This window comes from Microbacterium hominis, assembly GCF_013282805.1.
Classification (GTDB): Bacteria; Actinomycetota; Actinomycetes; order Actinomycetales; family Microbacteriaceae; genus Microbacterium; species Microbacterium hominis_B.
The window spans coordinates 2,343,231-2,367,748 of record NZ_CP054038.1; the positions used below are offsets into that span (position 1 = coordinate 2,343,231).

A 24,518-nucleotide genomic window follows, 5' to 3' on the forward strand; every position below is an offset into this window, starting at 1 on the left:
GTCACGGTGCGATGTCGATGCGGTCCTCGCGCACCAGGCCCTTCGCCGTGCGATCGACGAGCCACTCCACCGGCCCGCGGCCGACCAGGAGCGCCCACGCGGTGCATCCCACGATCGTCCACAGCACGAACGGCCCGAGGGGATCGAGGTCGCGGAATCCGCCGAGATCGGTCGCATCCCCGAGCACGATCGACGCCGCGATCCCCCACCCGATGATCTGCGCGGTGTAGGCGGTCAGCGGCATCGCCCCGACGGCACGCAGGGGCAGCACCGCCCAGCGCACCGGCGTGCGGCACACGAGGAGGCAAGCCGCGATCACCGCGATCGCGAATCCGCCGGATCCCAGCACCTCCAGGATCCCCGTCGAGTGGGGTTCGGCCGTCCACACCTGGTCCCACAGATCGGGAGTGGATGCCGCGCTCGTCGCACGCCCCGCGGCGGCGTCGCCTGCCCCGGGCGGGTGGGCAGCGGCATCCAGCCCGAACCCGAGAGCGCAGACGCCCGCGCCGGCGAGCAGCGCGCCGGTCTGCACGCGCAGGCGGCGCACATCGAGACGGGACAGCCCCAGGCCAGCGATGAGGAAGGCGATCCACGTGGTGAACGGGTAGTGGTAGCCCAGCAGCAGCGAGACGTCGCTGCCGGTCGGACGCGACCAGAACGGCTGGGCGTCGATGAGCGCCTGCACCCACGGCATCACCAGGGCGATGACCGCCGCCGAGGGCAGCAGCACGCGCGCGGGGAGCGCGAGCAGCGGGAGGGCGAGGAGGAACAGGATCGCGTACGCGGGAAGGATGACGAACACCGGTACCCCGGTGAAGGTGAGCGCGACGCCGAGGACCCACAGGAACAGGGCGCGCACGGCCAGGCGTCCGCGCGCGATGCCGAGTGCCGCCCCGGCGAGGGGCCGCGCACCGCCGGTGGCGAGTCCGATCGACACGCCCGCGAGCGTGGCGAAGAGGATCGACGAATTGCCGTCGACCACCGCGATCCAGGTCGCCGGCGCGCTCCACGTGAACGGGGCGTCGATCCGCAGCAGGTGCGCCGCGAACATGCCGAACACGGCGAGCGACCGCGCGAGGTCCACGCCGGCGACCCGGCCGGGCCCGGTCAGGCGTCGCCACGCGCGCGCCAGGTGGGAGCGCGCGGCGGGAGGCTCGGTCAGTCCTGCCGCAGCAGCCACACCAGGAGGGCCTTCTGGGCGTGGAGGCGGTTCTCCGCCTCGTCCCACACGACACTCTGCGGTCCGTCGATCACCTCGGCGTCCACCTCGTAGCCGCGGTCGGCCGGGAGGCAGTGGATGAAGATCGCGTCGTCCTGGGCGAGGCCCATGAGCTCCTGCGTGACCTTGTAGCCGCCGAGGTCGCGCAGTCGCGCGAGCTTCTCCTCCTCCTTGCCCATCGAGACCCACGTGTCGGTGACGATGACGTCGGCACCGGCGGCGGCCTCGTTGGGGTCGGTGTACAGGGTGACCGATCCGCCGGTCTCGGCGGCCCGGAGATCGGCATCCGCGATCACGTCGTCGCGGGGCGCGTACGCCTCCGGCGACGCGACGCGCACGTGCATGCCCGCGGTGACGCCCGCCAGCATGTACGAGTGCGCCATGTTCGACATCCCGTCGCCGAAGAAGGCGAGCGTGAGCCCATGGAGCTCGCCCTTGTGCTCCTTGATGGTGAGCAGGTCGGCCAGCAGCTGGCACGGGTGGAAGTCGTCGCTGAGCGCGTTGACCACCGGCACGCGCGTACCCTCGGCCATCTGCTCCAGGCCCGCCTGCGCGTAGGTGCGCCACACGATGGCGGCGACCTGGCGCTCCAGCACGCGCGCGGTGTCGGCGGGCGTCTCCTTGCCGCCGAGCTGGCTGTTGGCCGTGGAGATGATCAGCGGCGAGCCGCCGAGGTCGGCGATGCCCACCGCGAACGACACGCGCGTGCGCGTCGACGACTTGTCGAAGATCACGGCGACCGTCTGGGGGCCCTCGAGGGGCTTCAGCTTCCAGCGGTCCTTCTTCAGCGCGACCGCCAGATCGAGGATCTCGTTCTGCTCGGCCTGGGTGAGATCGTCGTCGCGCAGCAGGTGACGGGTCATTTCGAAACCTCCGGGTGGGCGGCGCCGTCGAGCACGAGCGCGTCCTCGACGGTGCGCAGGGCGGCGGTGAACAACTGGATGAACTCGTCGATCTCGACGTCGCCGATGGTCAGCGCCGGCACGAGGCGGATCGTCTCGTCGTTGGGTGCGTTGACGATGAGCCCGTGGGTCTGCGCCGCCGCGACGACGGCCTTGGCGACCGGGTGGCGCAGGGCCACGCCCATGAGGAGGCCGCGGCCGCGGCATCCACCGATCACCGGCGAATCGATCGCGAGGATCGCGTCGCGCAGCTGGATGCCGCGCTCGGCCGCGTTGGCGACCAGTCCCGCGTCCTCGATCTCGCCGAGCACGGCTCCGGCCACCGCGGTGCCCAGCGCATTGCCGCCGAAGGTCGAGCCGTGGGTGCCGGGGTAGAACAGGTCGCTCGCGTCGCCGTAGGTGATGAGGGCGCCGATCGGGAAGCCGCCGCCGATGCCCTTGGCGACCGTGATCGCGTCGGGCGTGATGCCGGCGTGCTGGAAGGCGAACCACTCCCCCGTGCGCCCGGCGCCGGTCTGGATCTCGTCGACGATCAGCAGGGCGCCGTGCTGCCCCGTGAGTGCGCGCGCGGCCTGCAGGAAGCCGTCAGGGAGGTCGATGACGCCCGCCTCGCCCTTGACGGGCTCGACGAACAGCGCCGCGACACGGTCGTCGAGTGCCGCCTCGAGCGCCTCGACGGTCGAGTCGATGAACTCGACCCCGGGGGTCATCGGCAGGAAGGGCTCCTGCATCCAGGGCTTGCCGGTGAGGGCCAGGGTGCCCATCGTGCGGCCGTGGAACGCGTCGCGCAGCGCGAGGATGCGGGGGCGGTCCGCACCGCCGTGCAGGCGGGCGAGCTTGAACGCCGCCTCGTTGGCCTCGGCGCCCGAGTTGCCGAAATAGATGCGGCCGCGGTCTCCGGTTCCCGCGAGGCGCTTGAGGCGGCTCGCGAGCTCCAGCTGCGGCGGCGTGGCGAAGTAGTTCGACACGTGCGCGAGGGTCGCCGCCTGCCGGGAGATCGCCTCGACGAAGGCGGGGTGCGCGTGCCCGAGGGAGTTCACCGCGATGCCCGCGAGGAAGTCCAGGTAGCGGGTGCCCTCGGCATCCCACAGATACGATCCCTCGCCGCGCACGAACATCGCCATGCGATCGCCGAAGCTGCGGACGAGGTCTCGACCCGCGTCATCCTGCCATGTCATCCGAGCACCACCTCTGTTCCGATTCCCTTGCTGGTGAAGATCTCGACGAGCACCGAGTGCGGCACGCGTCCGTCGATGATGGCCGCCGTCTCGACGCCGCCCTCGACGGCCTCCAGACACGCGGTCATCTTGGGGATCATGCCCGACTCGAGCTTCGGCATCATCGCGCGCAGGTCGGTCGAGGTCAGGTGCGAGACGAGCGAATCGCGGTTCGGCCAGTCGGCGTACAGTCCCGGCACATCGGTGAGCACGACGAGCTTGGCCGCCCCGAGCGCGACGGCGAGGGCGGATGCCGCGGCGTCGGCGTTCACGTTGAGCGAGTGCCCGGGGTGGTCGAGGTCGGGCGCGATGCTGGAGACGACGGGGATGCGACCCGCGGCGATCTGGTCGAGCACCGGCTGCGGGTCGACCTCGACGACATCGCCCACTCGGCCGAGGTCGTGCTCGATCCCCTCGATGACGACGCCGCGGCGTCGTCCGCCGAACAGGCCGGCGTCCTCACCGCTGAGGCCGGTCGCGACCGGGCCGTGCGCGTTGATCTTGGAGACCAGCTGCGGGTTGATCTGACCGGTGAGCACCATGCGCACCACCGAGATCGCCTCGGTGCTGGTGACGCGGTACCCGCCCTTGAACTCGCTCGGGATCGCGAGGCGGTCGAGCATCGAGGAGATCTGCGGGCCGCCGCCGTGCACCACGACGGGCTTGACGCCGACGTAGCGGAGGTAGGCGATGTCGGCGGCGAAGGCGTCCTGCAGCTCCTCGCTCACCATCGCGTTGCCGCCGTACTTGATCACGACGATCTGCTCGCGGAAGCGCTTGAGCCACGGCAGCGACTCGATGAGCGTGACCGCCCGGGTGCTGGCCTCGGTGGGATCGGTGTCCTGGATATCGGTCATGAGGAGTACGCGCTGTTCTCGTGGACGTAGTCGTGCGTGAGGTCGTTCGTGCGGATCAGCGCCGCGGCGTCGCCCGACTTGAGGTCGATGCGCACGCTGGTCGCCCGGGGCGTCAGGTCGACCTCTTCGCGCGGCCGGTCGGGGCCGCCGGCCGTGCACACCCGCACGCCGTTCATGAAGACATCGACGTCGTACGGATCGAAGACCGCCTGCGTGGTGCCGATGGCGGCGAGCACGCGCCCCCAGTTCGGGTCGTTGCCGAAGATCGCCGCCTTGAAGAGGTTGTTGCGGGCGACGGAGCGGCCGACCTCGACCGCGTCGGCCTCACTGGCCGCGCCGACCACGTCGATGGAGATGTCGTGGCTCGCGCCCTCGGCATCCCCCTGCAGCTGCGCCGCGAGGTCGTCGGAGACCTCCGTCAGCAGACGGCGGAACTCCTCCGGATCGGGGGCGATGCCGGAAGCGCCGCTGGCCATCAGCGTCACCTGGTCGTTGGTCGACATGCAGCCGTCCGAGTCGAGTCGATCGAAGGTGACGCCGGTCGCGGCGCGCAGGTGGGCGTCGGCCTCGGCGGCGGTGAGCACGGCGTCGGTGGTGATCACGACGAGCATCGTGGCAAGGCCCGGCGCCAGCATCCCGGCCCCCTTGGCCATGCCGCCGATCGCCCAGCCCGCGCCGGTGCGCGCGGCGCGCTTGGGCTTCGAATCGGTGGTCATGATCGCCAGCGATGCGGCCTCGCCACCGTCGGCGGAGAGCTCGGCGATGCCCTGGGCCGTGCCGGCGAGCACCTTCGCACGGAACACCTCGTCGCCGGTGCCGATGAGCCCGGTCGAGCACACGAGCACGTCGCCCGCGCTCACCTCGAGCAGCTCGGCGGCCTTCTCGGCCGTCTGGTGGGTGGTCTGGAAGCCGAACGAGCCGGTGAAGCAGTTGGCGCCGCCGGAGTTCAGCACGATCGCCTCGACCACGCCGTCGGCGACGACCTGCTCCGACCACATGATCGGGTTGGCCTTCGCGCGGTTGCTCGTGAAGACGGCGGCGCCCACCTTGAGCGGGCCGCGGTTGACGACGACCGCGACGTCGGGCTTGCCGGTCGACTTGAGGCCGACGGCGACGCCGGCCGCCTCGAAGCCCTGGGGCGTGGTGACGCTCACGGCGCGACTCCGTTCACTGACAGGCCGGTGCCCTCGGCGAGGCCCAGCGCGATGTTCATGGACTGCACGGCGGCTCCGGCCGTGCCCTTGACGAGGTTGTCGACGGCGGTGACGACGACGACACGGTTCGCGGCGCGATCGATCGCGAGGCCCATCAACGCGGTGTTGGCGCCCACGACATCGGCCGTGCGGGGGAAGGATCCCGCCGGGAGCAGCTGCACGAACGTCTCGTCGCCGTACGCGGACTCCCACGCGGCGCGGATCTGATCGTCACAGGCGCCCGCGGCGATCGGCGCCGTCGAGGTCGCGAGGATGCCGCGGGCCATGGGGACGATCACCGGCGTGAACGAGATCCCGACCGGGCCGGTCGCCCCCGCGCCGACCAGCGCCTGGCGGATCTCGGGGATGTGACGGTGCGTGCCGCCCACCGCGTAGGGGTTGGCGGTGCCGAGGATCTCGCTGGCGAGGAGATTGGTCTTGAGGCTCTTGCCGGCGCCCGAGGGCCCCACGGCGAGCACCGAGACGATGTCCGCGGCGTCGATGACCCCCGCCGCGACGCCCGGCGCGAGGCTGAGGCTGACCGTCGAGGCGTTGCAGCCGGGCGCGGCGATGCGCGTGGCGCCGACGAGGCGGTCGCGCTGCTTCGCTCCGGCGACGGGCAGCTCGGGCACCCCGTACGCCCACGGGTCGTGGAAGTCGCCGCCGTAGAAGGCGTCCCACGCCTCGCGGCTCTCGAGCCGGTGGTCGGCACCCGCGTCGATCACGAGCGGCGTGTCGCCGAGCGCGTCGGTGTACTGGCCGGACTGCCCGTGCGGCAGCGCGAGGAAGACGACGTCGTGTCCGGCGAGGACCTCGGGCGTCGTGTTCTGCAGGGTCAGGTGCGCGAGCGAGCGCAGGTGCGGCTGGTGCTGGATCAGCGGCTGGCCCGCGTTGGAGTGCGCGGTGACCGTGCGGATCTCGACGTCGGGATGTGCGGCGAGGATCCGCAGGATCTCGCCGCCCGCATAGCCGGATGCGCCGGAGACGGCGACCGAAAACGTCATGGATTCAACCTTAGAGTCTGGAACGGGGGGCCGGAGACGGCGACGCCCGCACCCAGGCTCCGTCGCAGAGCCTCGCGGGGTCGCCTAGATTCGGCGGCCGTCCAGACGGAGGCGGCGTCGGCGCGCGGGAGCGACGCTCGGAGCGAGCGCGGCGGGTCCCTGAAGTGCCGAAGGCATGCGCCGACGATAGCGGCCGCGCCGCGGCATCCGCAAATCAGGAGATCAGCGCGTCGATGATCCCCCGCTCGTCGACGCGCGTGAGGCCGGCGCGGCGCTCGCGCGCGAGTCCGCGGGTGCGCTCGTCGTCGAGCGTGCGCGCGAGCGTCTCCCGCAGGGGACGCAGAAGTCCGCCCTCCCGCCGGTACACGTCGATCGAGCGGGTGGCGAACCCCGGCATGTCGGCGGGGAGCCACAGCGGCAGCGAGCGCGGCCCCATCCAGTACGAGACCTCGTGGGCGAGGAGCTGGTCATCGGATGCCGCGACGACTGCCCCGGTGTGGCCGGCCACCTCGCGCGCGAGGTGAAGCACGTCCCGCAGGGCCGTCGACGGGCCGGTGGCGTTGACGACGCCCACCCACTGCCGCGCGCCGAGCCGGCCGACGAAGGCCGCGAGGTCGTCGACGTCGATCACCTGCGTGCGGCGCTCGTCGCCCGGGATGAGCACGGGCCCGTCGCCGGCGAGCGCGAAGCGCGAGACCCAGTAGCCGAAGCGGTCGGTAGGGTCGCCGTCGCCCACGATGAGACCGGGTCGCACGATCGCGGCACGACCGGGCAGGGCTTCGCGCACCGTGTGCTCGGCCGCGGCCTTCGCCCGCGAGTAGTCGTACTCGTCGCCCGGTTGGGCGGGCTCGGCCGTCGGGGCGGACTCGTCGGCGCCCACGACGTCGTTCGCCGCATAGACCGACAGCGAGGAGACGTACGTCCAGTGCCGGGCGCGCCCGGCGAGGGCGTCGACGGCCGCCGCGGCGTGCTCGGGCACCGAGGAGACGTCGACGACCTCGTCCCACTCGCGCTCCGCCAGAGCGTCGTAGGCATCGGGCGCGTCGCGGTCGGCGACGTGGAGCGCCGTGCCCTCCGGCGCCGGGCGGGACCCGCGCGCCACACACGTGACGGCGGCTCCGGCATCCCGCCACAGGGCCGCGATGCGACCGCTCAGCCATCCGGTTCCGCCCAGCACGAGCACTTCGGTCATGGGCCCACCCAAGCAGAGACTGCGGCGGGAACACGGGCGTTCCGCTCACGGCGGAACGCCGGCGTGAGCGTGCAGAACTCCGGAGATCCGCGCTCCTGCCCGGGCCGGCGGATTCGGCCGGCGCCGATGCGGCGCGAAGTTCCGGAGTTCTGCACGCGGGTTCGGCGGCCCCGCCGGCGCTGTCTACTCGCGCAGTGTCGCGCCGAACCGCTCGGCCGCCACGGCGACGCCGGCGAGCTTGGCCTCGGTCGCCTCGGCCGCCGTCAGCGTGCGATCGGCGGCGCGGAAGCGCAGCGCGAACGTGAGGCTCTTCGCACCCTCGGCGACACCCGCACCGCGGTAGTCGTCCACGAGACGAACCGACTCCAGCAGGTCGCCCGCGCCCTCGACCAGCGCGGCGCGCACGTCGCCCGCGGTGACGGATGACCCCACCACCAGCGAGACGTCCTGCGTCGCGGCCGGATAGCCCGAGAGCGAGGCGGCCACGACGCGACCGCCCGCACGCTCCAGCACGCGGTCCAGGTTCAGCTCGGCGACCAGCACGCGGCCGGGCAGATCGGCGTCTGCGGATACGGCAGGCAGCACCTCGCCGACGTACCCGACCTCTTCGCCGTCGACGCTCAGCACACCCGTGCGCCCGGGATGCAGCGCGGCACGCTCCCCCTGGGCGACGTCGATCGTCACACCGGCGGCCGCCGCGATCGTGCGCACGGCATCGAGCGCGTCGACGAGATCGAACGGCTCGGCGGCCACACCCGGCTGCTTGGCGAGGCGGCTGCCGGTCAGCAGCACGGCAACGTGGCGCGGCTGCGGCGGGATGGCCGCATCGAGGTCGGCGAGGGTCGCCGCGTCGGGGCGCACCGCCAGCGGCGGCACGGTCGCCGTGCCGTAGGGCACGCCCGGCGCGGGCAGGAACACCGAGCCGGTCTCGAACAGGGCGAGATCGGTGAAGCCGCGCGACAGGTTGCGGTGGGCGACGCTCAGCAGGCCCGGCACGAGGGTGCGCCGCAGGAAGGGCGCCTGCCCGTCGAGCGGGTTGGCGAGCTTGATGCTCGGCAGGTGCCCGCCCGACGCCGACGCGTGCAGGTCGTTCTGCTCCTCGGTCGTGAAGGGGAACGAGGGCGTCTCGACGAACCCGGCGGCGGCGAGGGCGTTGGCCACGCGCCGACGGCCGTGCTGTGCGGCGGTGAAGCCCCGGCCCGAGGGTGGGACCGGCAGCACCGAGGGGATCTTGTCGAGGCCGTCGATGCGGGCGACCTCTTCGGCGAGCGTCCACTTGTCGGTCAGGTCGGGGCGCCAGGTGGGCGGGGTCACCGACCAGCCGGACTCCTGCGCGCGCACCTCGCAGCCGATCATCTCGAGCGCACCGGTGATGGTGTCGTCGGTGTAGCCGACGCCGATGAGCCCGGGGACGAAGCCCGCGGGCAGCGCGATCGCCGACTGCTCGACGGTCGCGAACAGCGCTCCGCCGACCTCGAGATCATGCGTGCCCCCGGCGAACTCGACCATGAGGTCGGCGACGCGGCGGGCGGCCACGAAGGGGATCGCCGGGTCGACGCCGCGCTCGAAGCGACGGGATGCCTCGCTCGGCAGCTTGTGCCGGCGGGCGGTGCGCGCGATCGAGACGGTGTCGAAGGTCGCCGCCTCGATGAGCACGTTGCGCGTGGCGCCGCTCATCTCGGTGGTGCCGCCGCCCATGACGCCGGCGAGGCCGATCGGACCGGACTCGTCGGTGATGAGGAGGTCGTCGGCGTGGAGCGTGCGCACCTTGCCGTCGAGGGTCTCGAGCTTCTCGCCCGCCGTCGCGCGGCGCACGGTGATGCCGCCGGCGAGCTTGTCGAGGTCGTACCCGTGTATCGGCTGGCCGAGCTCGACCATCACGTAGTTGGTGATGTCGATCAGGATGCCCAGCGACCGGATGCCGGCGAGGGTGAGCCGCGCGACCATCCACGCGGGCGTCGGCTTGGTCGGATCGACGTCGCGCACGATCCGCGCGACGAACTCGGAGGCGCCCACCCGGCCGCGGATCGGCGAGACGTCGTCGACGGCGACCGCGAAGCCCCCGGCCGGCTGCTGGAGCTCGCCCCACGGGCGGTCGGCGGGGTCGCGGAACGCCGCCCCGGTGGCGTGCCCGTACTCGCGGGCGATGCCGCGGATCGAGAGCGCATAGCCGCGGTCGGGGGTGACGTTCACATCGACGGCGACGTCGTCGAGACCCAGCAGAGCGATCGCGTCGGTGCCGACGGGCGCGTCGATGCCGAGCTCGACCAGGCGCAGGATGCCGCTGTGCTCGTCGCCGAGGCCGAGCTCCTTGGCCGAAGCGATCATGCCGTCCGACACGTGTCCGTAGGTCTTGCGGGCGGCGATCGGGAACGGCCCCGGCAGCACGGCGCCGGGAAGGGTCACCACGACCTTGTCGCCGGGGAAGAAGTTGCGCGCGCCGCAGACCACGCCGTGCACGGCATCCCCGCCATCGGCCGCCGTCTGGCCGTCGGGCGCGACCCGCACCTGGCACCAGCGGATCGTCTTGCCGTTGGACTGGGGCTCCTCGACGAACTCGAGCACCTCGCCGACGACGATCGGGCCCTGCAGCTCGAAGCGGAAGACGTCTTCCTCCTCGAAGCCGACCGACACCAGCGCCGCCAGCACATCATCGGGCGTCGCGTCCGCGGGGACGTCGACGTACTCACGCAGCCACGAGAGAGGGACGCGCATCAGACCACCATTCCGAACTGCTCGCTGAAGCGCACATCGCCTTCGGCCATGTCGCGCATGTCCTGCACATCGGAGCGGAACATGAGGGTCCGCTCGATGCCCATGCCGAAGGCGAAGCCCGAGTACTCCTCGGGATCGATGCCCGCGGCGCGCAGGACGTTGGGGTTGACCATGCCGCAGCCGCCCCACTCGATCCAGCGCGCGCCGCCCTTGAAGGTCGGGTGCCACAGGTCGAGTTCGGCCGACGGCTCGGTGAACGGGAAGAAGTTGGTGCGGAACCGCGTCTTCGCCTCGGCGCCGAACAGGGCCTTCGCGACGTGATCGAGCGTGCCCTTGAGGTGGGCCATCGTGATGCCCTTGTCGATCACGAGACCCTCGAACTGGGAGAACACCGGCAGGTGCGTGGCGTCGTACTCGTCGGTGCGGTAGGCGCGGCCCGGGCACACGATGTAGATCGGCAGGTCGCGCTCGAGCATCGAGCGCACCTGGACGGGACTCGTGTGGGTGCGCATGACCAGGTGGCGCGCGACCGGGTCGACGTAGAACGTGTCCTGCATCTGGCGCGCGGGGTGGTCCTCGTCGAGGTTGAGTGCGTCGAAGTTGTACCACTCGTGCTCGAGCTCGGGGCCTTCTGCGACCTCCCACCCCATGCCGGTGAAGATGTCGCCGATCTGATCCTGGAGGAGGGTGAGGGGATGCCGCGCCCCCACGCGTGCGCGGTGGGCCAGCGCCGTGATGTCGACGCGCTCGGCCTCGAGCTTGGCAGCCGTCTCGGCAGCTGCGAGCTCCTCCTCGCGGGACGCCAGGGCCTGGTTCACCCGCCCGCGGGCCTGGCCGACGAGCTTGCCGAACTCCGCCTTCTTCTCGGGCGGCACCTCGCGCATCCGCGCGTTGAGCCTCGCCAGCGGCGAGCCCTCCGCGGTGTGCGCGGCGCGCGCGGCCTTGAGCTCGGCGGTGTCGGCGGCCGCGGCGATCGCCGCGAGGGCGCCGTCGACGGCCTGCTCGACCGCTTCGGCCGTGATGCCGGTGGTCGGGGGTTCGGGGATCTCGTGCGCGTCAGACACGAGAGTCGAGTCTACCGGCGGGTGCCGGGTCGATCCGTCACTGCGCTCCGGCCTGCCGCGCTTCCGCGTTGGCCTGCGCGAGCCGGATCGCCGAGGTGGGGTCGGCCTGCCCGGGCGTCGCCGTGCCGTTTCCGCCCGCCTTCACCTTGCGCCCGCCGCTGGCCGTGCGCCGCGAGAGCCAGCGCGCGAACCACGACAGTGACAGGTTGATCGCGAGATAGATGACGAGGGTCACCACGAACAGCGAGAACAGGTAGCGGTTGCCGTAGAAGCTCGCCAGGTTGTTCATGGTCGTGCGGATGAGCTCGTTGTAGCCGACGATGTAGCCGAGCGAGGTGTCCTTGAGCAGCACCACCAGCTGCGCCACGATGATCGGCAGCATCTGGCGGAACGCCTGCGGGAACTCCACGAGGATCTTCGACTGGAATTCGCGCATGCCCACGCTCAGCGCCGCCTCGCGCTGCCCGCGGGGCAGCGCGGCGAGGCCGGCGCGCAGCGCCTCGCCGATGAGCGTGCCGTTGTAGAGCGCGAGCGCGATGACCACCGCCCAGAGCGCCTGGGTGGAGGCGACAAGCAGGATGAACAGCATCATCAGCAGCACGGGCATGCCGCGCAGGAACTCGATGAGCCAGGCCGTGGGGATGCGCACCCACGCGATCGTCGAGGAGCGCATGAGGGAGAACGCGATGCCGAGCGCCATCGCTCCGATGGCGGCGAGCGCGGCCGCCTGGAGCGTGCCGATCACGCCGCGGCCGATGAAGGTCCACACCTCGGGGTCGAGGAAGATGTTCCACCGCGACGGGTCGAACATGCCCGGCACCGTGATGCCGCCGGACTGACGGGGGGTGGCCAGGATGATGCCCACCCAGACGAGCAGCGCCGCGATGACGACGATGCCCGCGATCGAGGCGATGAGCGACAGGCGCCGGGCACGGGGGCCGGGCGCGTCGAAGAGGACGCTGGGAGCGGTCATCGGCGCACCACCAGTCGCTTCTCGAGCTGACCGGCCAGCAAGCCCAGCGGGACCGTGATGACCAGGTACAGCGCGGCGGCGGTGAGCAGGATCGCTATGACCATGTTGCCGTTCGAGTTGGCGAGCGCGCGCGTGACCGCGAACAGCTCGAGCACGAAGAAGCCGCCCGCGACCGAGGTGTTCTTGGTGAGGGCGATGAAGACGTTGATGAGAGGGGGGATGGTCATGCGGAACGCCTGCGGCAGCACCACGAGCGAGACCGTCTGGCCGAATCCGAGCCCGATGCTGCGCGCCGCTTCGGCCTGACCGACCGGCACGCCGTTGATGCCCGAGCGCAGTGCCTCCGCCACGAACGGCGACGTGTAGTACGCGAGCGCGCCCATCGCCAGCGGCACGAACGGCAGCCGCAGGCCGAGGAACGGGATGACGAACACGAAGAAGAAGAAGACGAGCGTGAGCGGGGTGTTGCGGGCGATCTCGGTCCAGAACGCGGCGAACGTGCGCAGCGAGCCGATGGGCGAGATGCGCATCGCAGCGATGACGGTGCCGAGGATCAGCGAGGCCACACCCGAGACCGCGAGCAGCAGCAACGTCATCTGGAAGCCTTCCCAGAACGTCGGCCACAGCGACAGGTACTGTTCCACTCCCCCTCCTTCCTCATGTCATGGGAGCGGATGCCCCGGCACGCCGCACAGGGCGGGCCGGGGCATCCGATCGATCAGTAGCGGTCCGGTGCAGGCGGGTCGATGAACGGCAGGACGGTCCCTGCGGTCGCGTTCCACGCCTCCTCGTACGAGCCGTCCTCGTACGACTCCTCGAGCGCGTCGTTGATCCACATGCGGAAGTCGGTGTCGTCGAGCGCGAGGCCGATGCCGTACGGCTCCTCGGTGAACGGCTCGCCGACGACCTTGAACTCGCCCTCGTTCTGGGCTGCCAGGCCCGCGAGGATCACGTTGTCGGTCGAGACGGCCACGACCGAGCCGTTGCGCAGCGGCTCGAGGCAGTTCGAGTAGGTGTCGGTCAGCACCGGCTCCGCGCCCAGCTCTGCGAGGTTCTCGGCGGGGGTCGACCCGGTCACGGAGCAGACGGGCTGCCCGACGAGGTCTTCCTCGCTCTGGATGTCCTCGTTGTCGGCGAGCACCAGGATCGACTGGCCGGCCATGTAATACGGCCCTGCGAACGAGACGACCTCCTTGCGGGTGTCGTTGATCGTGTAGGTCGCGATCACGATGTCGACCTGCCCGTTCTCGATGAACGGCTCGCGGTTGGCCGAGACGGTCTCGACCCACTCGATGTTCTCCTCGGCGATGCCGAGCTTGCCGGCGAGGATCTTGCCGATCTCGACGTCGAAGCCCTCGGGCACGCTCGACGGGCCCATGAGTCCGAACAGCGGCTGGTCGAACTTCGTGCCGATCGTGATGGCGCCGGCCTCGTTGAGCTCGGCCATCGTCGTGCCCTCTTCGAACGTGACCTCCTCCGGCGCGGTCGTGTCGTCGCCGCCGTCACCGGTGGTGGTGTCACCGCCCGCGCACGCCGTGAGCGCGAGCGCGCCGGCAGCCGCCAGGGCGATCAAAGGGAGTCTCAGTCGCTTCATGTCTTCGTCCTTTGCTGTGCGTGCGGGTCGCTCGTGGCGACCCGCCTCTCGGTGCCCGGCCGTTGGGGGCGGCCGGGGGTCGTTCAGTGCTCCAGGATCTTCGAGAGGAAGTCCTTGGCCCTGTCGCTCTGCGGGTTGGTGAAGAACTGCTCGGGCGTGGCCTCCTCGACGATGGCGCCGTCGGCCATGAAGAGCACCCGGTCGGCCGCCTTGCGCGCGAAGCCCATCTCGTGGGTGACGACGATCATCGTCATGCCCTCGGCCGCGAGGCCGATCATGACGTCGAGCACCTCGTTGATCATCTCGGGATCGAGGGCGCTCGTGGGCTCGTCCATCAGGATGAGCTTCGGGTTCATCGCCAAGGAGCGCGCGATCGCGACACGCTGCTGCTGACCGCCCGAGAGCTGGTTGGGCATCTTCTGCGCCTGGTTGGCCACACCGACGCGGTCGAGCAGCTGCATCGCCTTCTCGTCGGCATCCTTCTTCTTCATGCCGCGCACCCGGATCGGGCCGAGCGTCACGTTCTCGAGCACCGTCTTGTGTGCGAAGAGATTGAAGGACTGGAACACCATGCCCACGTCCGCACGCAGCCGGGCGAGCCCTCGGCCCTCCTCGGGCAACGGCTCGCCGTCGATCGTGATCGTGCCGGAGTCGATCGTCTCGAGGCGGTTGATGGCGCGGCACAGCGTCGACTTGCCCGAGCCCGACGGGCCGATCACGACCACCACCTCGCCGCGGGTCACGACGGTGTTGATATCGCGGAGCACGTGGAGTTCGCCGAAGTGCTTGTCGACGTGCTCCACGACGACCAACGGCTCGCCGCGGCGCACGTTGATGTTCGAGGTGCGAGGCGCGGCAGCGGGGGCATCAGGAGTCGCCATGTCCACACACTATTGCCGCGCTCGGCGCGACCCCAGGGGGATTGCCCCGACCTTTACCGATCTGTAACAGACTCGGAATCGATCAGGTCGCCGCAGCGGCGCGCTGCGCGAAGGCCGTCTCGTACAGGCAGACGCTCGCCGCAGTGGCCAGATTGAGCGATTCCGCCTGACCGTAGATCGGGAGCTTCAGCGAGGCATCTACAAGTCCGAGCGCGTGTTCGTCGAGACCGCGCGCCTCATTGCCGAACAGCCACGCGGTCGGCGCGGCGAGCTGGGCGCGCTCGGCCAGGAAGTCTCCGCCGCCGACGTCGGCGGCGACCACGCGCACCCCGGCCGCGTGCGCGCGCTCGACCACGGTCGGCAGCTCCGCACCCACGGCGATCGGGAGGTGGAACAGAGAGCCGGTGGTCGAGCGCACCACCTTGGGGTTGTACGGATCGACCGTGCGGCCGGTCAGGATGACCGCGTCGGCCCCGGAGGCGTCGGCGGCGCGGATGATGGTGCCGAGGTTGCCCGGATCGCGGACCTCTTCGCAGATGGCGATCAGCCGAGGGGATGCCGCGAACACGTCGCGCAGCGACGTGGGGGTCTGCCGTGCGACGGCGACGATCCCCTGCGGTGTGACGGTGTCGGCCATCGCGTCGATGACGGCCTCCGTCGCGTACACGATCTCCAGGCCCGCGTCCTTCGCCGCGGCGCGCACATCGGCGTGGCGCTCCATCGCGGACGGCGTCGCGAACAGCTCGATCACCGTGTCGGGTCGCCAGGCGAGGGCCTCGCGTGCCGCCTGCGGTCCCTCGAGCAGGAACAGCCCCGTCTCCTGGCGCGCACCGCGCTTGGTCAGCTTCGCGACGGCGCGCACACGAGGGGAACGCGGGTTCTCGAGCACACGCTCAGTCTAGGGTGGCCGCGCGCCGGAACGCGCGAAGGGCGCCCTCCGCGAGGAGGGCGCCCTTCGGGGTGTCGTGGTGCCGAGACTCAGGCGCTCTTGGGAGCGTTGACGTTCTCGGGCAGCGCGCCCTTGGCGGTCGCGACGAGCGAGGCGAAGACGGCCGGCTCGTTCACGGCCAGCTCCGCCAGCATGCGGCGGTCGACCTGCACACCCGCGAGGCCGAGGCCCTGGATGAAGCGGTTGTACGTGATGCCGTTCTGACGGGCGGCGGCGTTGATGCGCTGGATCCACAGGCGGCGGAAGTCGCCCTTGCGCTTGCGACGGTCGCGGTACGCGTAGACGAGCGAGTGGGTGACCTGCTCCTTCGCCTTGCGGTACAGGCGCGAGCGCTGCCCGCGGTAACCGGATGCGCGCTCGAGGATGACGCGACGCTTCTTGTGGGCGTTGACAGCCCGCTTGACTCTAGCCATTTCGTTTCGTTCCTATTCGGTGCGTCGGCGCGATCAGCGGCCGAGGAGCTTCTTGGCGACCTTGGCGTCACCCGGTGCGAGCACCTGGTCCTGCGACAGGCGGCGGGTGCGCTTCGTGGGCTTGCCCTCGAAGTTGTGGCGCAGGTTGGCCTGCTGCTTCATGATCTTCCCGCTGCCGGTGACCTTGAAGCGCTTCTTGGCGCCCGAATGCGTCTTCTGCTTCGGCATCTTCTCGTTCCTTATCGATTTCGCCCTACGGGCTGGGGTGTTTCCCGCACGGCGGGAGTCGGTGTCCCGCCGGGGCGGGAGTCTGTGGGGCCTACTCGGCGGGCGCCGGGTCGGCCGATTCTGCGGAGCCGCTGCGGGCGGACCGTGCCGCCTCCTTGTTCGCCGCGCGCTGGGCGTTCTGCTCCGTCTTCACCTCGGACTTGTTCTTGTGCGGTGCGACCACCATCACCATGTTGCGACCGTCGATCGTCGGGTTGGACTCGACGGTGCCGAACTCGGCGACGTCCTCAGCGAACTTGCGCAGCAGGCGCACACCCTGCTCGGGGCGCGACTGCTCGCGGCCGCGGAACAGGATCATCGCCTTCACCTTGTCGCCGGACTTCAGGAAGCCCTCGGCGCGCTTGAGCTTGGTGATGTAGTCGTGCGCTTCGATCTTCAGCCGGAAGCGGACCTCCTTGAGGACCGTGTTCGCCTGGTTGCGGCGGGCTTCCTTGGCCTTCTGAGCGGCCTCGTACTTGAACTTCCCGTAATCCATGATCTTGACGACGGGAGGCTTCGAGTTGGGGGCCACCTCGACCAGGTCGAGATCGGCCTCCTGAGCCAGACGCTGCGCAACTTCGATGCGGACGACGCCGACCTGTTCACCGTTGGGACCGACGAGTCGGACCTCGGGAACGCGGATGCGCTCATTGGTGCGGGGATCGCTGATGCGGAACTCCTCTTGTGCGGATGCTGCGAAGACGGCGACCGCGACGCGGGTGCATCGCGGGCGGAAGAGGAGTTCATTCCACCCGACCCGACGCCAGGCGCCGGCTCTGCACCCTGACCGACTCCGTCGCAGAGCGAATCGGAGCGGAGTGCGTGGACCCGGTAGCCTGGAGCGGCAAGCGCGGGTGGGATGTGATCCTCTTTCGTTCCGGAGCAGAACGCTCCGGAGCCCGCCAAAGTCTAGCAGAAAGTACGACGTGACCACGATTCCCGGCTCCGACGACGACCGCCACGCCCGTTGGGAGGAGCAGGAGAAGGCCGCCTCGGCCGCCACGCGCGACATCGCCGACGTGCCCGCCGTGGAGGTCATCACCACCGCCGCGGTGCACCTCATGAGCGCTTCCGCGGTCAAGGTCGGCCTCGCCGACGACCCCGCCCACCAGACCGACCTCGACGAGGCGCGAAAGCTCATCAACGCCCTCGCCGGCCTCATCACCGCCGGTGCCCCCGAGATCAGCGACATGCACGCGCGGTCGCTGCGCGACGGGCTGCGTTCGCTCCAGCTGGCATTCCGCGAGGCATCCACGATCCCCGACCCGATCGGCAAGGGCCCCGGCGAGAAGTGGACCGGGCCGGTCACCTGACCGGCTCTGCGTGACCAGCCGTCCCGACCGGCGGCGTCAGCGCAGCGCTCGCACCCCCCGCTCGACCGCGTCGACCGTGCGGCGCACCGCCTCGGCGTCGGTGCCGCGGTTGCTCACGGCGAAGCGCACGATCGTGCGACCGTGCCACATCGACGACGACGCCCAGACCGTGCCCTCCGCGCGCAGCCACTCCCCGAGCGCAGCCGTCTCGGCGTCGTCGCGCGCCGCCAGGCACACCTGGGTGAAGACGACGTCATTGAGCACATCGATCCCGGGGATCGCACCGAACCCCGCTGCCAGGTCGGTCGCGGCGGCGACGAGGCCATCGACCAGTCCGGCGACGCCGTCGCGGCCGAGCGCGCGCAGCGCCGCCCAGACGGTCACGCCGCGCGCGCGACGCGACAGCTCCGGCACCCGATCCCACGGGTCGGGCACTCCGCTCGCCCCGGGCAGGTAGGCGGCCTGCACGCCCAGCGATGCGGCCATCGCGGCCCGGTCGCGCACGACCGCGACGCCGCAGTCGTACGGCACGTTGAGGGTCTTGTGGGCGTCGGTCGCCCACGAGTCGGCGCCGTCCATTCCGGCGACCAGGTGGGCATGGCGCGGCGAGGCCGCCGCCCACAGCCCGAACGCCCCGTCGACGTGCACCCACGCCCCCGCGGCGCGGGCCAGGCCGATCGCCGCCTCGAAGCCGTCGAACGCGCCCGAGTGCACGTCGCCGGCTTGGAGGGCGACCACGGTCGGCGCGTCGGGGTCGGCCGCAAGGGCCCGCTCGAGCCCCGCGACATCGATGCGCCCTTGCTCGTCGCCGCCGACGCGCTGGGGCGCCCCCATGCCGGCGATCCGCCCGGCCAGCACCACGGAGCTGTGGACCGCGTCGCCGGCGAGGAAGCGCAGCCGCGGAGCGCCCGCGAGGCCTGCGACCGCGACGTCGTGTCCGCGGCGGCGCAGCACGGTATCGCGGCCGGTCACCAGACACGACAGGTTCGCGCTGGTGGCGCCGGTGGTGAAGCCCACGGCACTCCCCTCCGGCAGGCCGAGCAGCTCGAGGAGCCACTCCCCCGCGACCTCCTCGATCGCCGCCGTCCCCGGTGCCGTGCGGCGCGACCCGGTGTTCTGGTCCCATGCCGACACCAGCCAGTCCGCGGCGAGGGCCGCGGGATGCGCTCCGCCGATCACCAGCCCGTAGAACCGCGGCGAGCCCATCGCCATGAGGCCGGGTTCCACGGCGGCGGCCAGCTCGTCGATGACCGCGGCCGCCTCCCGCCCCGACGCCGGCAGCACGGAATCCACGCGTGCCGGCATCCCCTCGATGCCGACATCGGGGCGGATCGCCCGCTCGGCCAGCGTGTCGAGCCAGTCGTCCGCGTGGCGCTGCGCCCGCGCCAGTGCGGCCCGCATCCGCTCGCGTTCGGTCGCCTCGTCCATCGACCCACCCCCGCGGGCATCCTCCGCCCTCTCGCAAGAGCATGCAAGGGGTGGATGCCGCAGCGCGGCGCCGATCAGGCGCGGACCAGCTTGACCTCCAGCGAGTCCACGAGCACCGCGATGCGGTCGTCGGCGGCCCAGCGCGTGGCCAGGCGCGTCAGCACGGCGTCGAGCGCGTCCTTCTCGAGCCCGTCGATGAGGTGGAGGCGCACGATCAGCTCCGGACCCCGCAGGCGCGCCGTCGGGTCGCCGGGGCCGACGGAGAGGTCGAGCACGGCCAGCTCTCCCCCGATGCTCGCCTGAAGACCCGCGTACACCTCGGGAGAGGCGAAGCTGGGCTCCCACCGCTGCCCCTGCGCGATCGCCCAGACCGCGGGGCGGCGCAGCACGAACTCTGTCGGCGACCCCGGGTCGAGCACGATGAGATCGGTGTCGTCGCTCGAGGCGGCCAGCGCCGTGCGCATGCCGTCGGCGGGAATCGGCCGCGCCGCGGCATCCCAGCGGCTCATCGACGCCACGTCGCTGAAGACGGGCAGCACGCGACGCCCGTCGGGCGCGGCCACCGTGACGATCGACAGCTCCTGCGTCTTGTCGACCGCCAGGCCGTGCGGGCCGACGCCCTCATCGCCCTTCTCTGCGACGAGGGGAATCAGCAGGCGCGCGGACCGGTAGGCGTCGACGACGGCGTCCTGGCCGACCTCGCCGGCGCGGAAGGCGCGCAGCGCCGCGGCGAGCGCGGGGTCGGCCGAGCCGTCATCGCCGGCGTGCGGGTTCGCCTGGAAGCTGCGGCCCTCCCACGGAACCCCGGCGGAGTCGCCGTGGTGGTGGGGGCCGGCAGGGGGTTCCGGCGTCTCAGCGTCCGGCGACATCCAGGGCCTCGGCGAGCGTGAAGGCGCCCGCATAGAGGGCCTTGCCCACAATCGCGCCCTCGACGCCCAGCGGGACGAGCTCGCGCAGCGCCGCGATGTCGTCGAGGCTCGAGATCCCGCCCGAGGCGACCACAGGCTTGGGCGTGCGGGCGGTCATCTGCCGCAGCAGTTCGAGGTTCGGGCCCTGCAGCGTGCCGTCCTTGGTCACGTCGGTGACGACGTAGCGGCTGCAGCCGGCGGCCTCGAGCCGGTCGAGCACGGTCCACAGGTCGCCGCCCTCGCGGGTCCAGCCACGTGCGGCGAGCGTCGTGCCCCGCACGTCGAGGCCGACGGCGATGGCCTCGCCGTAGCGGCCGATGACGTCGGCAGCCCACTCGGGGTTCTCCAGCGCCGCCGTGCCGAGATTCACGCGCGCGGCGCCGCTTTCCAGCGCGGCCTCCAGCGAGCGGTCGTCGCGGATCCCGCCCGAGAGCTCGATCTGGACGTTCTTGTACTGACGGATCACCTTGCGCATGATCGCCGCGTTGCTGCCGCGGCCGAAGGCGGCATCCAGGTCGACGAGGTGGATCCACTCGGCGCCCTGGCGGGCCCACTCGCCGGCCGCGTCGACCGGGTCGCCGTAACTGGTCTCCGTTCCGGCTTCGCCCTGCGTGAGGCGGACGGCCTTGCCGTCGGCGACGTCGACGGCGGGCAGGAGGGTCAGCGTGGGCGTAGACGCGAAATCGTTCATGGCTCCTCGGGTGGCGAGATCACGGGAGCCCGCGCTCCCGGAGATGGCACGATCTCAGAGGGTAGCCCTGCCGAGGCCGTCGATCCAATTCGCGAGCAGCCGGATGCCCGCCTCCCCCGATTTCTCGGGGTGGAACTGCGTCGCCGACAGCGGTCCGTTCTCGACGGCGGCGATGAACGGCTCGCCGTAGGTGCACCAGGTCACGGCGGGCTGCGGGAAGGGCGGGATGACGTCGAGCGTCCACTGCTGGGCGCCGTAGGAGTGGACGAAGTAGAACCGCTCGTCCTCGATGCCCCGGAACAGCCGCGAGCCCTCTCCGGGCGCGACGGTGTTCCAGCCCATGTGCGGCAGCACGGGGTTGTCGAGTTCGGTGACGGCGCCGGGCCACTCGCCGAGCCCGACCGTGTCGGCGCCACGTTCGACGCCGTGCTCGAAGAGCACCTGCATGCCCACGCAGATGCCCAGCACGGGACGACCACCGGCCAGACGACGTCCGATCATTTCGTCGCCGCGGCTGGCCCGGAGGGCATCCATCACGGCGCGGAACGCGCCGACGCCGGGCACGACGAGCCCGTCGGCGTCGCGCACGAGGCCGCGGTCCGCCGTCAGCCGTGCGTCGGCTCCGGCGGCGGCGAGGGCCTTGACGGCCGAGTGGACATTGCCCGAGCCGTAGTCCAGCACGGCCACGAGCGGCTTCGAGGTCACAGGGCGCCCTTGGTGCTCGGGATGCCATCGACCAGAGGGTCGAGCGCCTTGGCCTGCCGGAACGCCCGCGCGAACGCCTTGTACTCGGCCTCGGCGATGTGGTGGGGGTCGCGGCCCGACAGCACGCGCACATGCACCGTGAGAGCGGCGTTGTAGGAGATCGCCTCGAAGGTGTGCCGCACCAGCGATCCCGTGAAGTGGCCGCCGATGAGGTGGTGCTCGAAGCCTTCCGGCTCGCCGGTGTGCACGAGGTAGGGGCGGCCGCTGATGTCGACGACGGCCTGCGCGAGCGCCTCGTCGAGCGGGACCAGGGCATCGCCGTAGCGCGAGATGCCCGACTTGTCGCCGAGCGCCTCGCGGATCGCCTGGCCCAGCACGATCGAGATGTCCTCGACCGTGTGGTGCGCGTCGATGTCGGTGTCGCCCGAAGCGCGCACCGTGAGGTCGGTCAGCGAGTGCTTGGCGAACGCCGTCAGCATGTGGTCGAAGAACGGCACGCTGCTGTCGATGCGGCTCCGGCCCGTTCCGTCGAGATCGAGCTCCAGCTCGACCGTCGACTCGCTCGTGGCACGCCGGATCGACGCGGTGCGGTGCGTGGCGGTCATGCGGCCGAGTCTATCGACGCGAGCGCGTCCAGGAACGCGGTGGTCTCCTGCTCGGTCCCTGCCGACACCCGCAGGTGGTGCGGGATGCCGACGTCGCGGATGAGCACGCCCCGGTCATAGAGCTCCTGCCACGTGCGGGCCGGGTTGTCGACGCCGCCGAACAGCACGAAGTTGGTCCACGATTCGTAGGCGACGTACCCGAGCGCCTCGAGCGTGGCCGAGATGCGATCGCGCTGATCGACGATCTCGTCGACCATGCGCAGCATGGTGGGGGCGTGGCGGAGGGCGGCGCCCGCCGCCGCCTGCGTGAGCGAGCTGAGGTGATACGGCAGCCGCACGAGTCGGAGCGCGTCCACGAGCGCGGGGTCGGCCGCGAGATAGCCCACGCGCGCACCCGCGAAGGCGAAGGCCTTGCTCATGGTGCGCGAGACGACGAGCCGCTCGCGCCCGGGAAGAAGCGTGAGCGCGGAGCGCTCGTCGCGCGGAGCGAACTCCTGGTAGGCCTCGTCGACGACCACGATTCCCAGGGTCGCGTCGTAGACGGCTTCGATCACGTCGAGCCCCATCGGGGTGCCGGTCGGGTTGTTGGGCGCGCACAGGAACACCACATCGGGTGCCGCGTCGGCCACCTGGGATGCCGCGGAGGACGCATCGACCGAGAAGTCGGCCCCACGCTCGCCCGCGATCCACGTCGCTCCGGTGCCGCGCGTGAGCAGCGGGTACATCGAGTACGTGGGTGTAAACCCGAACGCCGTGCGTCCTGGACCGGCGAACGCCTGCAGCACGTGCTGGAGCACCTCGTTCGAGCCGTTGGCGGCCCAGATCTGCTCCCGCGTGAGTCCGTGGCCGAGGTAGTCGGCGAAGCCCTCCCGCAGGGCGGTGAACTCGCGGTCGGGGTACCGGTTCACGTCGCGCAGCGCGAGAGCGATCGAGTCGAGGATGTCGTCGGCGACCTCCTGCGGCACCGGATGCGTGTTCTCGTTGACGTTCAGGGCGATGGGCAACGGAGCCTGCGGAGCGCCGTAGGGCTTCTTTCCGCGGAGGTCGTCGCGGAGGGGGAGGTCGTCGAGGCGAACGGTCACCTGTCCCATGGTAGGGCGCGGTGGGGCCCGGACCGCGGCCGGTGGATCAGTGGGAGTACTCCGCGGGGATCGCGAGGCGCTGACCGGCCTGGAGCGAGACGCCGTCGAGGGCGTTCAGCCGCACCAGGTCGTCGACCACGTCGCGCGGGTCGGCGGCGGGGGCGACCTGCTGCGCGATCGCCCACAGCGTGTCGCCGGACTCGACGATCACCGTCTCGAAGGAGCCGACGGGCGCCCCGGCATCGCGGGACGCGAGTGCGGCGCCGCCCCCGAGGACGACCGCGCACAGCACCGCCACGGCGGGCAGGGCGGCGAGGGCGGCGAGCACGCGCCGGCCTCGGACGGTGAGGCGGAGCCGGGTCGCCGACGGGACGGTCGGGGCGGTGAGAACGGGGCTGAGAGCGGTCATGTCTCCTCCAAGGCCGGGAAGAGATTCGCACCCGCCGAACGGCCGGGTGCGCCGGATGCGAATCTCTTTTCCGAATCTATCTTCGATGCTGGAACCTGTCAACGATCGGAACCGAACCGCTTCTGTCGAAGCGACACGCGGGATAACATGCGCCCGCGCGGGCGGTGAACCGGATACGGTTTCGATACGGACACCCCACCACGGGCCTCCGACATTCGAAGACCGCTGCCCGTCGGGCGGCGAGACGGGAGCCGACATGAGCGAGTCGACCGGGCGCGAGAGGCCCCAGACCCGGCGCCGCAAGAGCCTCAGCGACAAGCAGCTCGCGATCCTCGAGGTGATCCAGCGCTCTATCGCACGGCACGGCTACCCGCCGAGCATGCGCGAGATCGGCGACGCCGTCGGCCTGAAGTCGCTCTCGAGCGTGACCCACCAGCTCAACCAGCTCGAGCTCAGCGGCTACCTCCGGCGCGACCCGGGCAAGACACGGGCGATGGAGGTGCTCATCGACCTTCCCGGCACCGCCGCCGAGAACCCGGCCGACACCGCGCCGAGCGTGGGCGACGCCGCGCTCGTGCCGCTCGTGGGCCGGATCGCCGCCGGCGTGCCCATCACCGCCGATCAGCAGATCGAGGAGATCTTCCCGCTCCCGCGGCAGCTGGTCGGCAAGGGCGACCTGTTCATGCTCAAGGTCAGCGGCGAGTCGATGATCGACGCGGCCATCTGCGACGGCGACTGGGTCGTCGTCCGCACGCAGGCCACGGCTGACAACGGCGACATCGTGGCCGCGATGCTCGACGGCGAGGCGACGGTGAAGACCTTCCGCCAGCGCGACGGCCACACCTGGCTCCTCCCCCGCAACTCCGCGTTCGAGCCGATCCTCGGCGACGAGGCGGTCGTGCTCGGCAAGGTCGTGGCCGTGCTGCGCACGGTCTGA

General features: G+C 71.3%; 26 protein-coding genes. 2 read left to right on the forward strand and 24 right to left on the reverse strand.

Annotated features, from left to right (window positions below):
• Position 1: 1 nt before the first annotated feature.
• From HQM25_RS10650 to infC, 17 genes are all read right to left on the reverse strand, one after another.
• Entirely contained in the window at positions 2-1,180 is a 1,179-nt protein-coding gene (locus HQM25_RS10650; protein WP_254359282.1) for a DUF418 domain-containing protein, read from the reverse strand.
• On the reverse strand, positions 1,159-2,082 hold the full coding sequence (argF, locus tag HQM25_RS10655) for an ornithine carbamoyltransferase (RefSeq protein ID WP_172990207.1): 924 nt from the start codon (positions 2,080-2,082) through the stop codon (positions 1,159-1,161). Before argF ends, HQM25_RS10650 begins: the two co-directional genes overlap by 22 nt.
• The gene (locus HQM25_RS10660; protein ID WP_172990208.1) at positions 2,079-3,299 is read right to left on the reverse strand and encodes an acetylornithine transaminase; all 1,221 of its coding nucleotides are present in this window, start codon (positions 3,297-3,299) and stop codon (positions 2,079-2,081) included. Before HQM25_RS10660 ends, argF begins: the two co-directional genes overlap by 4 nt.
• Entirely contained in the window at positions 3,296-4,195 is a 900-nt protein-coding gene (gene argB, locus HQM25_RS10665) for an acetylglutamate kinase (RefSeq protein WP_172990209.1), read from the reverse strand. Before argB ends, HQM25_RS10660 begins: the two co-directional genes overlap by 4 nt.
• Positions 4,192-5,349, reverse strand: coding sequence for a bifunctional glutamate N-acetyltransferase/amino-acid acetyltransferase ArgJ (gene argJ / locus HQM25_RS10670; protein ID WP_172990210.1), 1,158 nt, complete (start codon positions 5,347-5,349; stop codon positions 4,192-4,194). The genes argB and argJ overlap by 4 nt, the downstream gene beginning before the upstream one ends.
• Entirely contained in the window at positions 5,346-6,392 is a 1,047-nt protein-coding gene (gene argC / locus HQM25_RS10675) for an N-acetyl-gamma-glutamyl-phosphate reductase (protein ID WP_172990211.1), read from the reverse strand. Before argC ends, argJ begins: the two co-directional genes overlap by 4 nt.
• Positions 6,393-6,606: 214 nt before the next feature.
• Positions 6,607-7,584: an NAD-dependent epimerase/dehydratase family protein gene (locus HQM25_RS10680; RefSeq protein WP_172990212.1), complete on the reverse strand. Its 978-nt coding sequence runs from the start codon at positions 7,582-7,584 to the stop codon at positions 6,607-6,609.
• A gap of 183 nt (positions 7,585-7,767) precedes the next feature.
• Positions 7,768-10,299, reverse strand: coding sequence for a phenylalanine--tRNA ligase subunit beta (gene pheT / locus HQM25_RS10685; RefSeq protein WP_172990213.1), 2,532 nt, complete (start codon positions 10,297-10,299; stop codon positions 7,768-7,770).
• The gene (pheS, locus tag HQM25_RS10690; protein WP_254359284.1) at positions 10,299-11,363 is read right to left on the reverse strand and encodes a phenylalanine--tRNA ligase subunit alpha; all 1,065 of its coding nucleotides are present in this window, start codon (positions 11,361-11,363) and stop codon (positions 10,299-10,301) included. Before pheS ends, pheT begins: the two co-directional genes overlap by 1 nt.
• A 37-nt stretch (positions 11,364-11,400) precedes the next feature.
• A complete protein-coding gene (locus HQM25_RS10695) occupies positions 11,401-12,336 on the reverse strand; it encodes an amino acid ABC transporter permease (RefSeq protein ID WP_172990214.1) in 936 nt (311 codons plus the stop codon).
• Entirely contained in the window at positions 12,333-12,980 is a 648-nt protein-coding gene (locus tag HQM25_RS10700; protein ID WP_172990215.1) for an amino acid ABC transporter permease, read from the reverse strand. Before HQM25_RS10700 ends, HQM25_RS10695 begins: the two co-directional genes overlap by 4 nt.
• Positions 12,981-13,054: 74 nt before the next feature.
• Positions 13,055-13,930 (reverse strand): glutamate ABC transporter substrate-binding protein, encoded by an 876-nt coding sequence (locus tag HQM25_RS10705; RefSeq protein ID WP_172990216.1) that lies wholly within the window; start codon positions 13,928-13,930, stop codon positions 13,055-13,057.
• Between the two features lie 83 nt (positions 13,931-14,013).
• Positions 14,014-14,811, reverse strand: coding sequence for an amino acid ABC transporter ATP-binding protein (locus tag HQM25_RS10710; RefSeq protein WP_438803599.1), 798 nt, complete (start codon positions 14,809-14,811; stop codon positions 14,014-14,016).
• Between the two features lie 82 nt (positions 14,812-14,893).
• On the reverse strand, positions 14,894-15,700 hold the full coding sequence (locus HQM25_RS10715; RefSeq protein ID WP_172990217.1) for a TrmH family RNA methyltransferase: 807 nt from the start codon (positions 15,698-15,700) through the stop codon (positions 14,894-14,896).
• A gap of 89 nt (positions 15,701-15,789) precedes the next feature.
• Complete coding sequence (rplT, locus tag HQM25_RS10720) at positions 15,790-16,173, reverse strand: 50S ribosomal protein L20 (protein ID WP_172990218.1); 384 nt, start codon at positions 16,171-16,173, stop codon at positions 15,790-15,792.
• 33 nt (positions 16,174-16,206) lie between these two features.
• On the reverse strand, positions 16,207-16,401 hold the full coding sequence (gene rpmI, locus HQM25_RS10725; RefSeq protein ID WP_172990219.1) for a 50S ribosomal protein L35: 195 nt from the start codon (positions 16,399-16,401) through the stop codon (positions 16,207-16,209).
• 91 nt (positions 16,402-16,492) lie between these two features.
• Complete coding sequence (gene infC, locus HQM25_RS10730) at positions 16,493-17,110, reverse strand: translation initiation factor IF-3 (RefSeq protein WP_172991626.1); 618 nt, start codon at positions 17,108-17,110, stop codon at positions 16,493-16,495.
• A 265-nt stretch (positions 17,111-17,375) separates the two neighbouring features.
• Here infC and HQM25_RS10735 point away from each other — a divergent pair, with 265 nt between their 5' ends.
• Positions 17,376-17,753 carry a DUF1844 domain-containing protein gene (locus HQM25_RS10735; protein WP_438803633.1) on the forward strand — a complete coding sequence of 126 codons (378 nt, stop codon included), beginning with the start codon at positions 17,376-17,378 and terminating at the stop codon, positions 17,751-17,753.
• 36 nt (positions 17,754-17,789) lie between these two features.
• Here the strand turns inward: HQM25_RS10735 and HQM25_RS10740 are convergent, their stop codons facing one another.
• The 7 genes from HQM25_RS10740 to HQM25_RS10770 all read right to left on the reverse strand — a co-directional run bounded on the left by HQM25_RS10740 (position 17,790) and on the right by HQM25_RS10770 (position 23,581).
• On the reverse strand, positions 17,790-19,181 hold the full coding sequence (locus HQM25_RS10740; protein WP_172990221.1) for a pyridoxal phosphate-dependent decarboxylase family protein: 1,392 nt from the start codon (positions 19,179-19,181) through the stop codon (positions 17,790-17,792).
• Positions 19,182-19,255: 74 nt separating this feature from the next.
• The gene (locus tag HQM25_RS10745; protein ID WP_172990222.1) at positions 19,256-20,050 is read right to left on the reverse strand and encodes an SseB family protein; all 795 of its coding nucleotides are present in this window, start codon (positions 20,048-20,050) and stop codon (positions 19,256-19,258) included.
• On the reverse strand, positions 20,034-20,780 hold the full coding sequence (gene priA, locus HQM25_RS10750; protein ID WP_172990223.1) for a bifunctional 1-(5-phosphoribosyl)-5-((5-phosphoribosylamino)methylideneamino)imidazole-4-carboxamide isomerase/phosphoribosylanthranilate isomerase PriA: 747 nt from the start codon (positions 20,778-20,780) through the stop codon (positions 20,034-20,036). Before priA ends, HQM25_RS10745 begins: the two co-directional genes overlap by 17 nt.
• Before the next feature lie 54 nt (positions 20,781-20,834).
• Positions 20,835-21,485: an imidazole glycerol phosphate synthase subunit HisH gene (gene hisH, locus HQM25_RS10755; RefSeq protein WP_172990224.1), complete on the reverse strand. Its 651-nt coding sequence runs from the start codon at positions 21,483-21,485 to the stop codon at positions 20,835-20,837.
• A complete protein-coding gene (gene hisB, locus HQM25_RS10760; protein ID WP_172990225.1) occupies positions 21,482-22,090 on the reverse strand; it encodes an imidazoleglycerol-phosphate dehydratase HisB in 609 nt (202 codons plus the stop codon). Before hisB ends, hisH begins: the two co-directional genes overlap by 4 nt.
• Positions 22,087-23,181, reverse strand: a complete 1,095-nt coding sequence (locus HQM25_RS10765; protein ID WP_172990226.1) for a histidinol-phosphate transaminase — start codon at positions 23,179-23,181, stop codon at positions 22,087-22,089. Before HQM25_RS10765 ends, hisB begins: the two co-directional genes overlap by 4 nt.
• 37 nt (positions 23,182-23,218) lie before the next feature.
• Positions 23,219-23,581 (reverse strand): LysM peptidoglycan-binding domain-containing protein, encoded by a 363-nt coding sequence (locus HQM25_RS10770; protein ID WP_172990227.1) that lies wholly within the window; start codon positions 23,579-23,581, stop codon positions 23,219-23,221.
• Positions 23,582-23,837: 256 nt separating this feature from the next.
• On the opposite strand from HQM25_RS10770, the gene lexA reads away from it, so the two are divergent.
• A complete protein-coding gene (gene lexA / locus HQM25_RS10775) occupies positions 23,838-24,518 on the forward strand; it encodes a transcriptional repressor LexA (RefSeq protein WP_172990228.1) in 681 nt (226 codons plus the stop codon).

What these genes read in the sequence shown, in the direction of transcription:
- argF (WP_172990207.1), bottom strand. Translation starts at nt 2,082, where the DNA reads ATGACCCGTCACCTGCTGCGCGACGACGATCTCACCCAGGCCGAGCAG.
- HQM25_RS10765 (WP_172990226.1), bottom strand. Translation starts at nt 23,181, where the DNA reads ATGGGACAGGTGACCGTTCGCCTCGACGACCTCCCCCTCCGCGACGAC.
- HQM25_RS10680 (WP_172990212.1), bottom strand. Translation starts at nt 7,584, where the DNA reads ATGACCGAAGTGCTCGTGCTGGGCGGAACCGGATGGCTGAGCGGTCGC.
- argC (WP_172990211.1), bottom strand. Translation starts at nt 6,392, where the DNA reads ATGACGTTTTCGGTCGCCGTCTCCGGCGCATCCGGCTATGCGGGCGGC.
- HQM25_RS10770 (WP_172990227.1), bottom strand. Translation starts at nt 23,581, where the DNA reads ATGACCGCTCTCAGCCCCGTTCTCACCGCCCCGACCGTCCCGTCGGCG.
- pheT (WP_172990213.1), bottom strand. Translation starts at nt 10,299, where the DNA reads ATGCGCGTCCCTCTCTCGTGGCTGCGTGAGTACGTCGACGTCCCCGCG.
- rpmI (WP_172990219.1), bottom strand. Translation starts at nt 16,401, where the DNA reads ATGCCGAAGCAGAAGACGCATTCGGGCGCCAAGAAGCGCTTCAAGGTC.
- HQM25_RS10695 (WP_172990214.1), bottom strand. Translation starts at nt 12,336, where the DNA reads ATGACCGCTCCCAGCGTCCTCTTCGACGCGCCCGGCCCCCGTGCCCGG.
- HQM25_RS10710 (WP_438803599.1), bottom strand. Translation starts at nt 14,811, where the DNA reads ATGGCGACTCCTGATGCCCCCGCTGCCGCGCCTCGCACCTCGAACATC.
- lexA (WP_172990228.1), top strand. Translation starts at nt 23,838, where the DNA reads ATGAGCGAGTCGACCGGGCGCGAGAGGCCCCAGACCCGGCGCCGCAAG.
- argB (WP_172990209.1), bottom strand. Translation starts at nt 4,195, where the DNA reads ATGACCGATATCCAGGACACCGATCCCACCGAGGCCAGCACCCGGGCG.
- HQM25_RS10740 (WP_172990221.1), bottom strand. Translation starts at nt 19,181, where the DNA reads ATGGACGAGGCGACCGAACGCGAGCGGATGCGGGCCGCACTGGCGCGG.
- hisB (WP_172990225.1), bottom strand. Translation starts at nt 22,090, where the DNA reads ATGACCGCCACGCACCGCACCGCGTCGATCCGGCGTGCCACGAGCGAG.
- HQM25_RS10745 (WP_172990222.1), bottom strand. Translation starts at nt 20,050, where the DNA reads ATGTCGCCGGACGCTGAGACGCCGGAACCCCCTGCCGGCCCCCACCAC.
- rplT (WP_172990218.1), bottom strand. Translation starts at nt 16,173, where the DNA reads ATGGCTAGAGTCAAGCGGGCTGTCAACGCCCACAAGAAGCGTCGCGTC.
- priA (WP_172990223.1), bottom strand. Translation starts at nt 20,780, where the DNA reads ATGAACGATTTCGCGTCTACGCCCACGCTGACCCTCCTGCCCGCCGTC.
- HQM25_RS10660 (WP_172990208.1), bottom strand. Translation starts at nt 3,299, where the DNA reads ATGACATGGCAGGATGACGCGGGTCGAGACCTCGTCCGCAGCTTCGGC.
- HQM25_RS10705 (WP_172990216.1), bottom strand. Translation starts at nt 13,930, where the DNA reads ATGAAGCGACTGAGACTCCCTTTGATCGCCCTGGCGGCTGCCGGCGCG.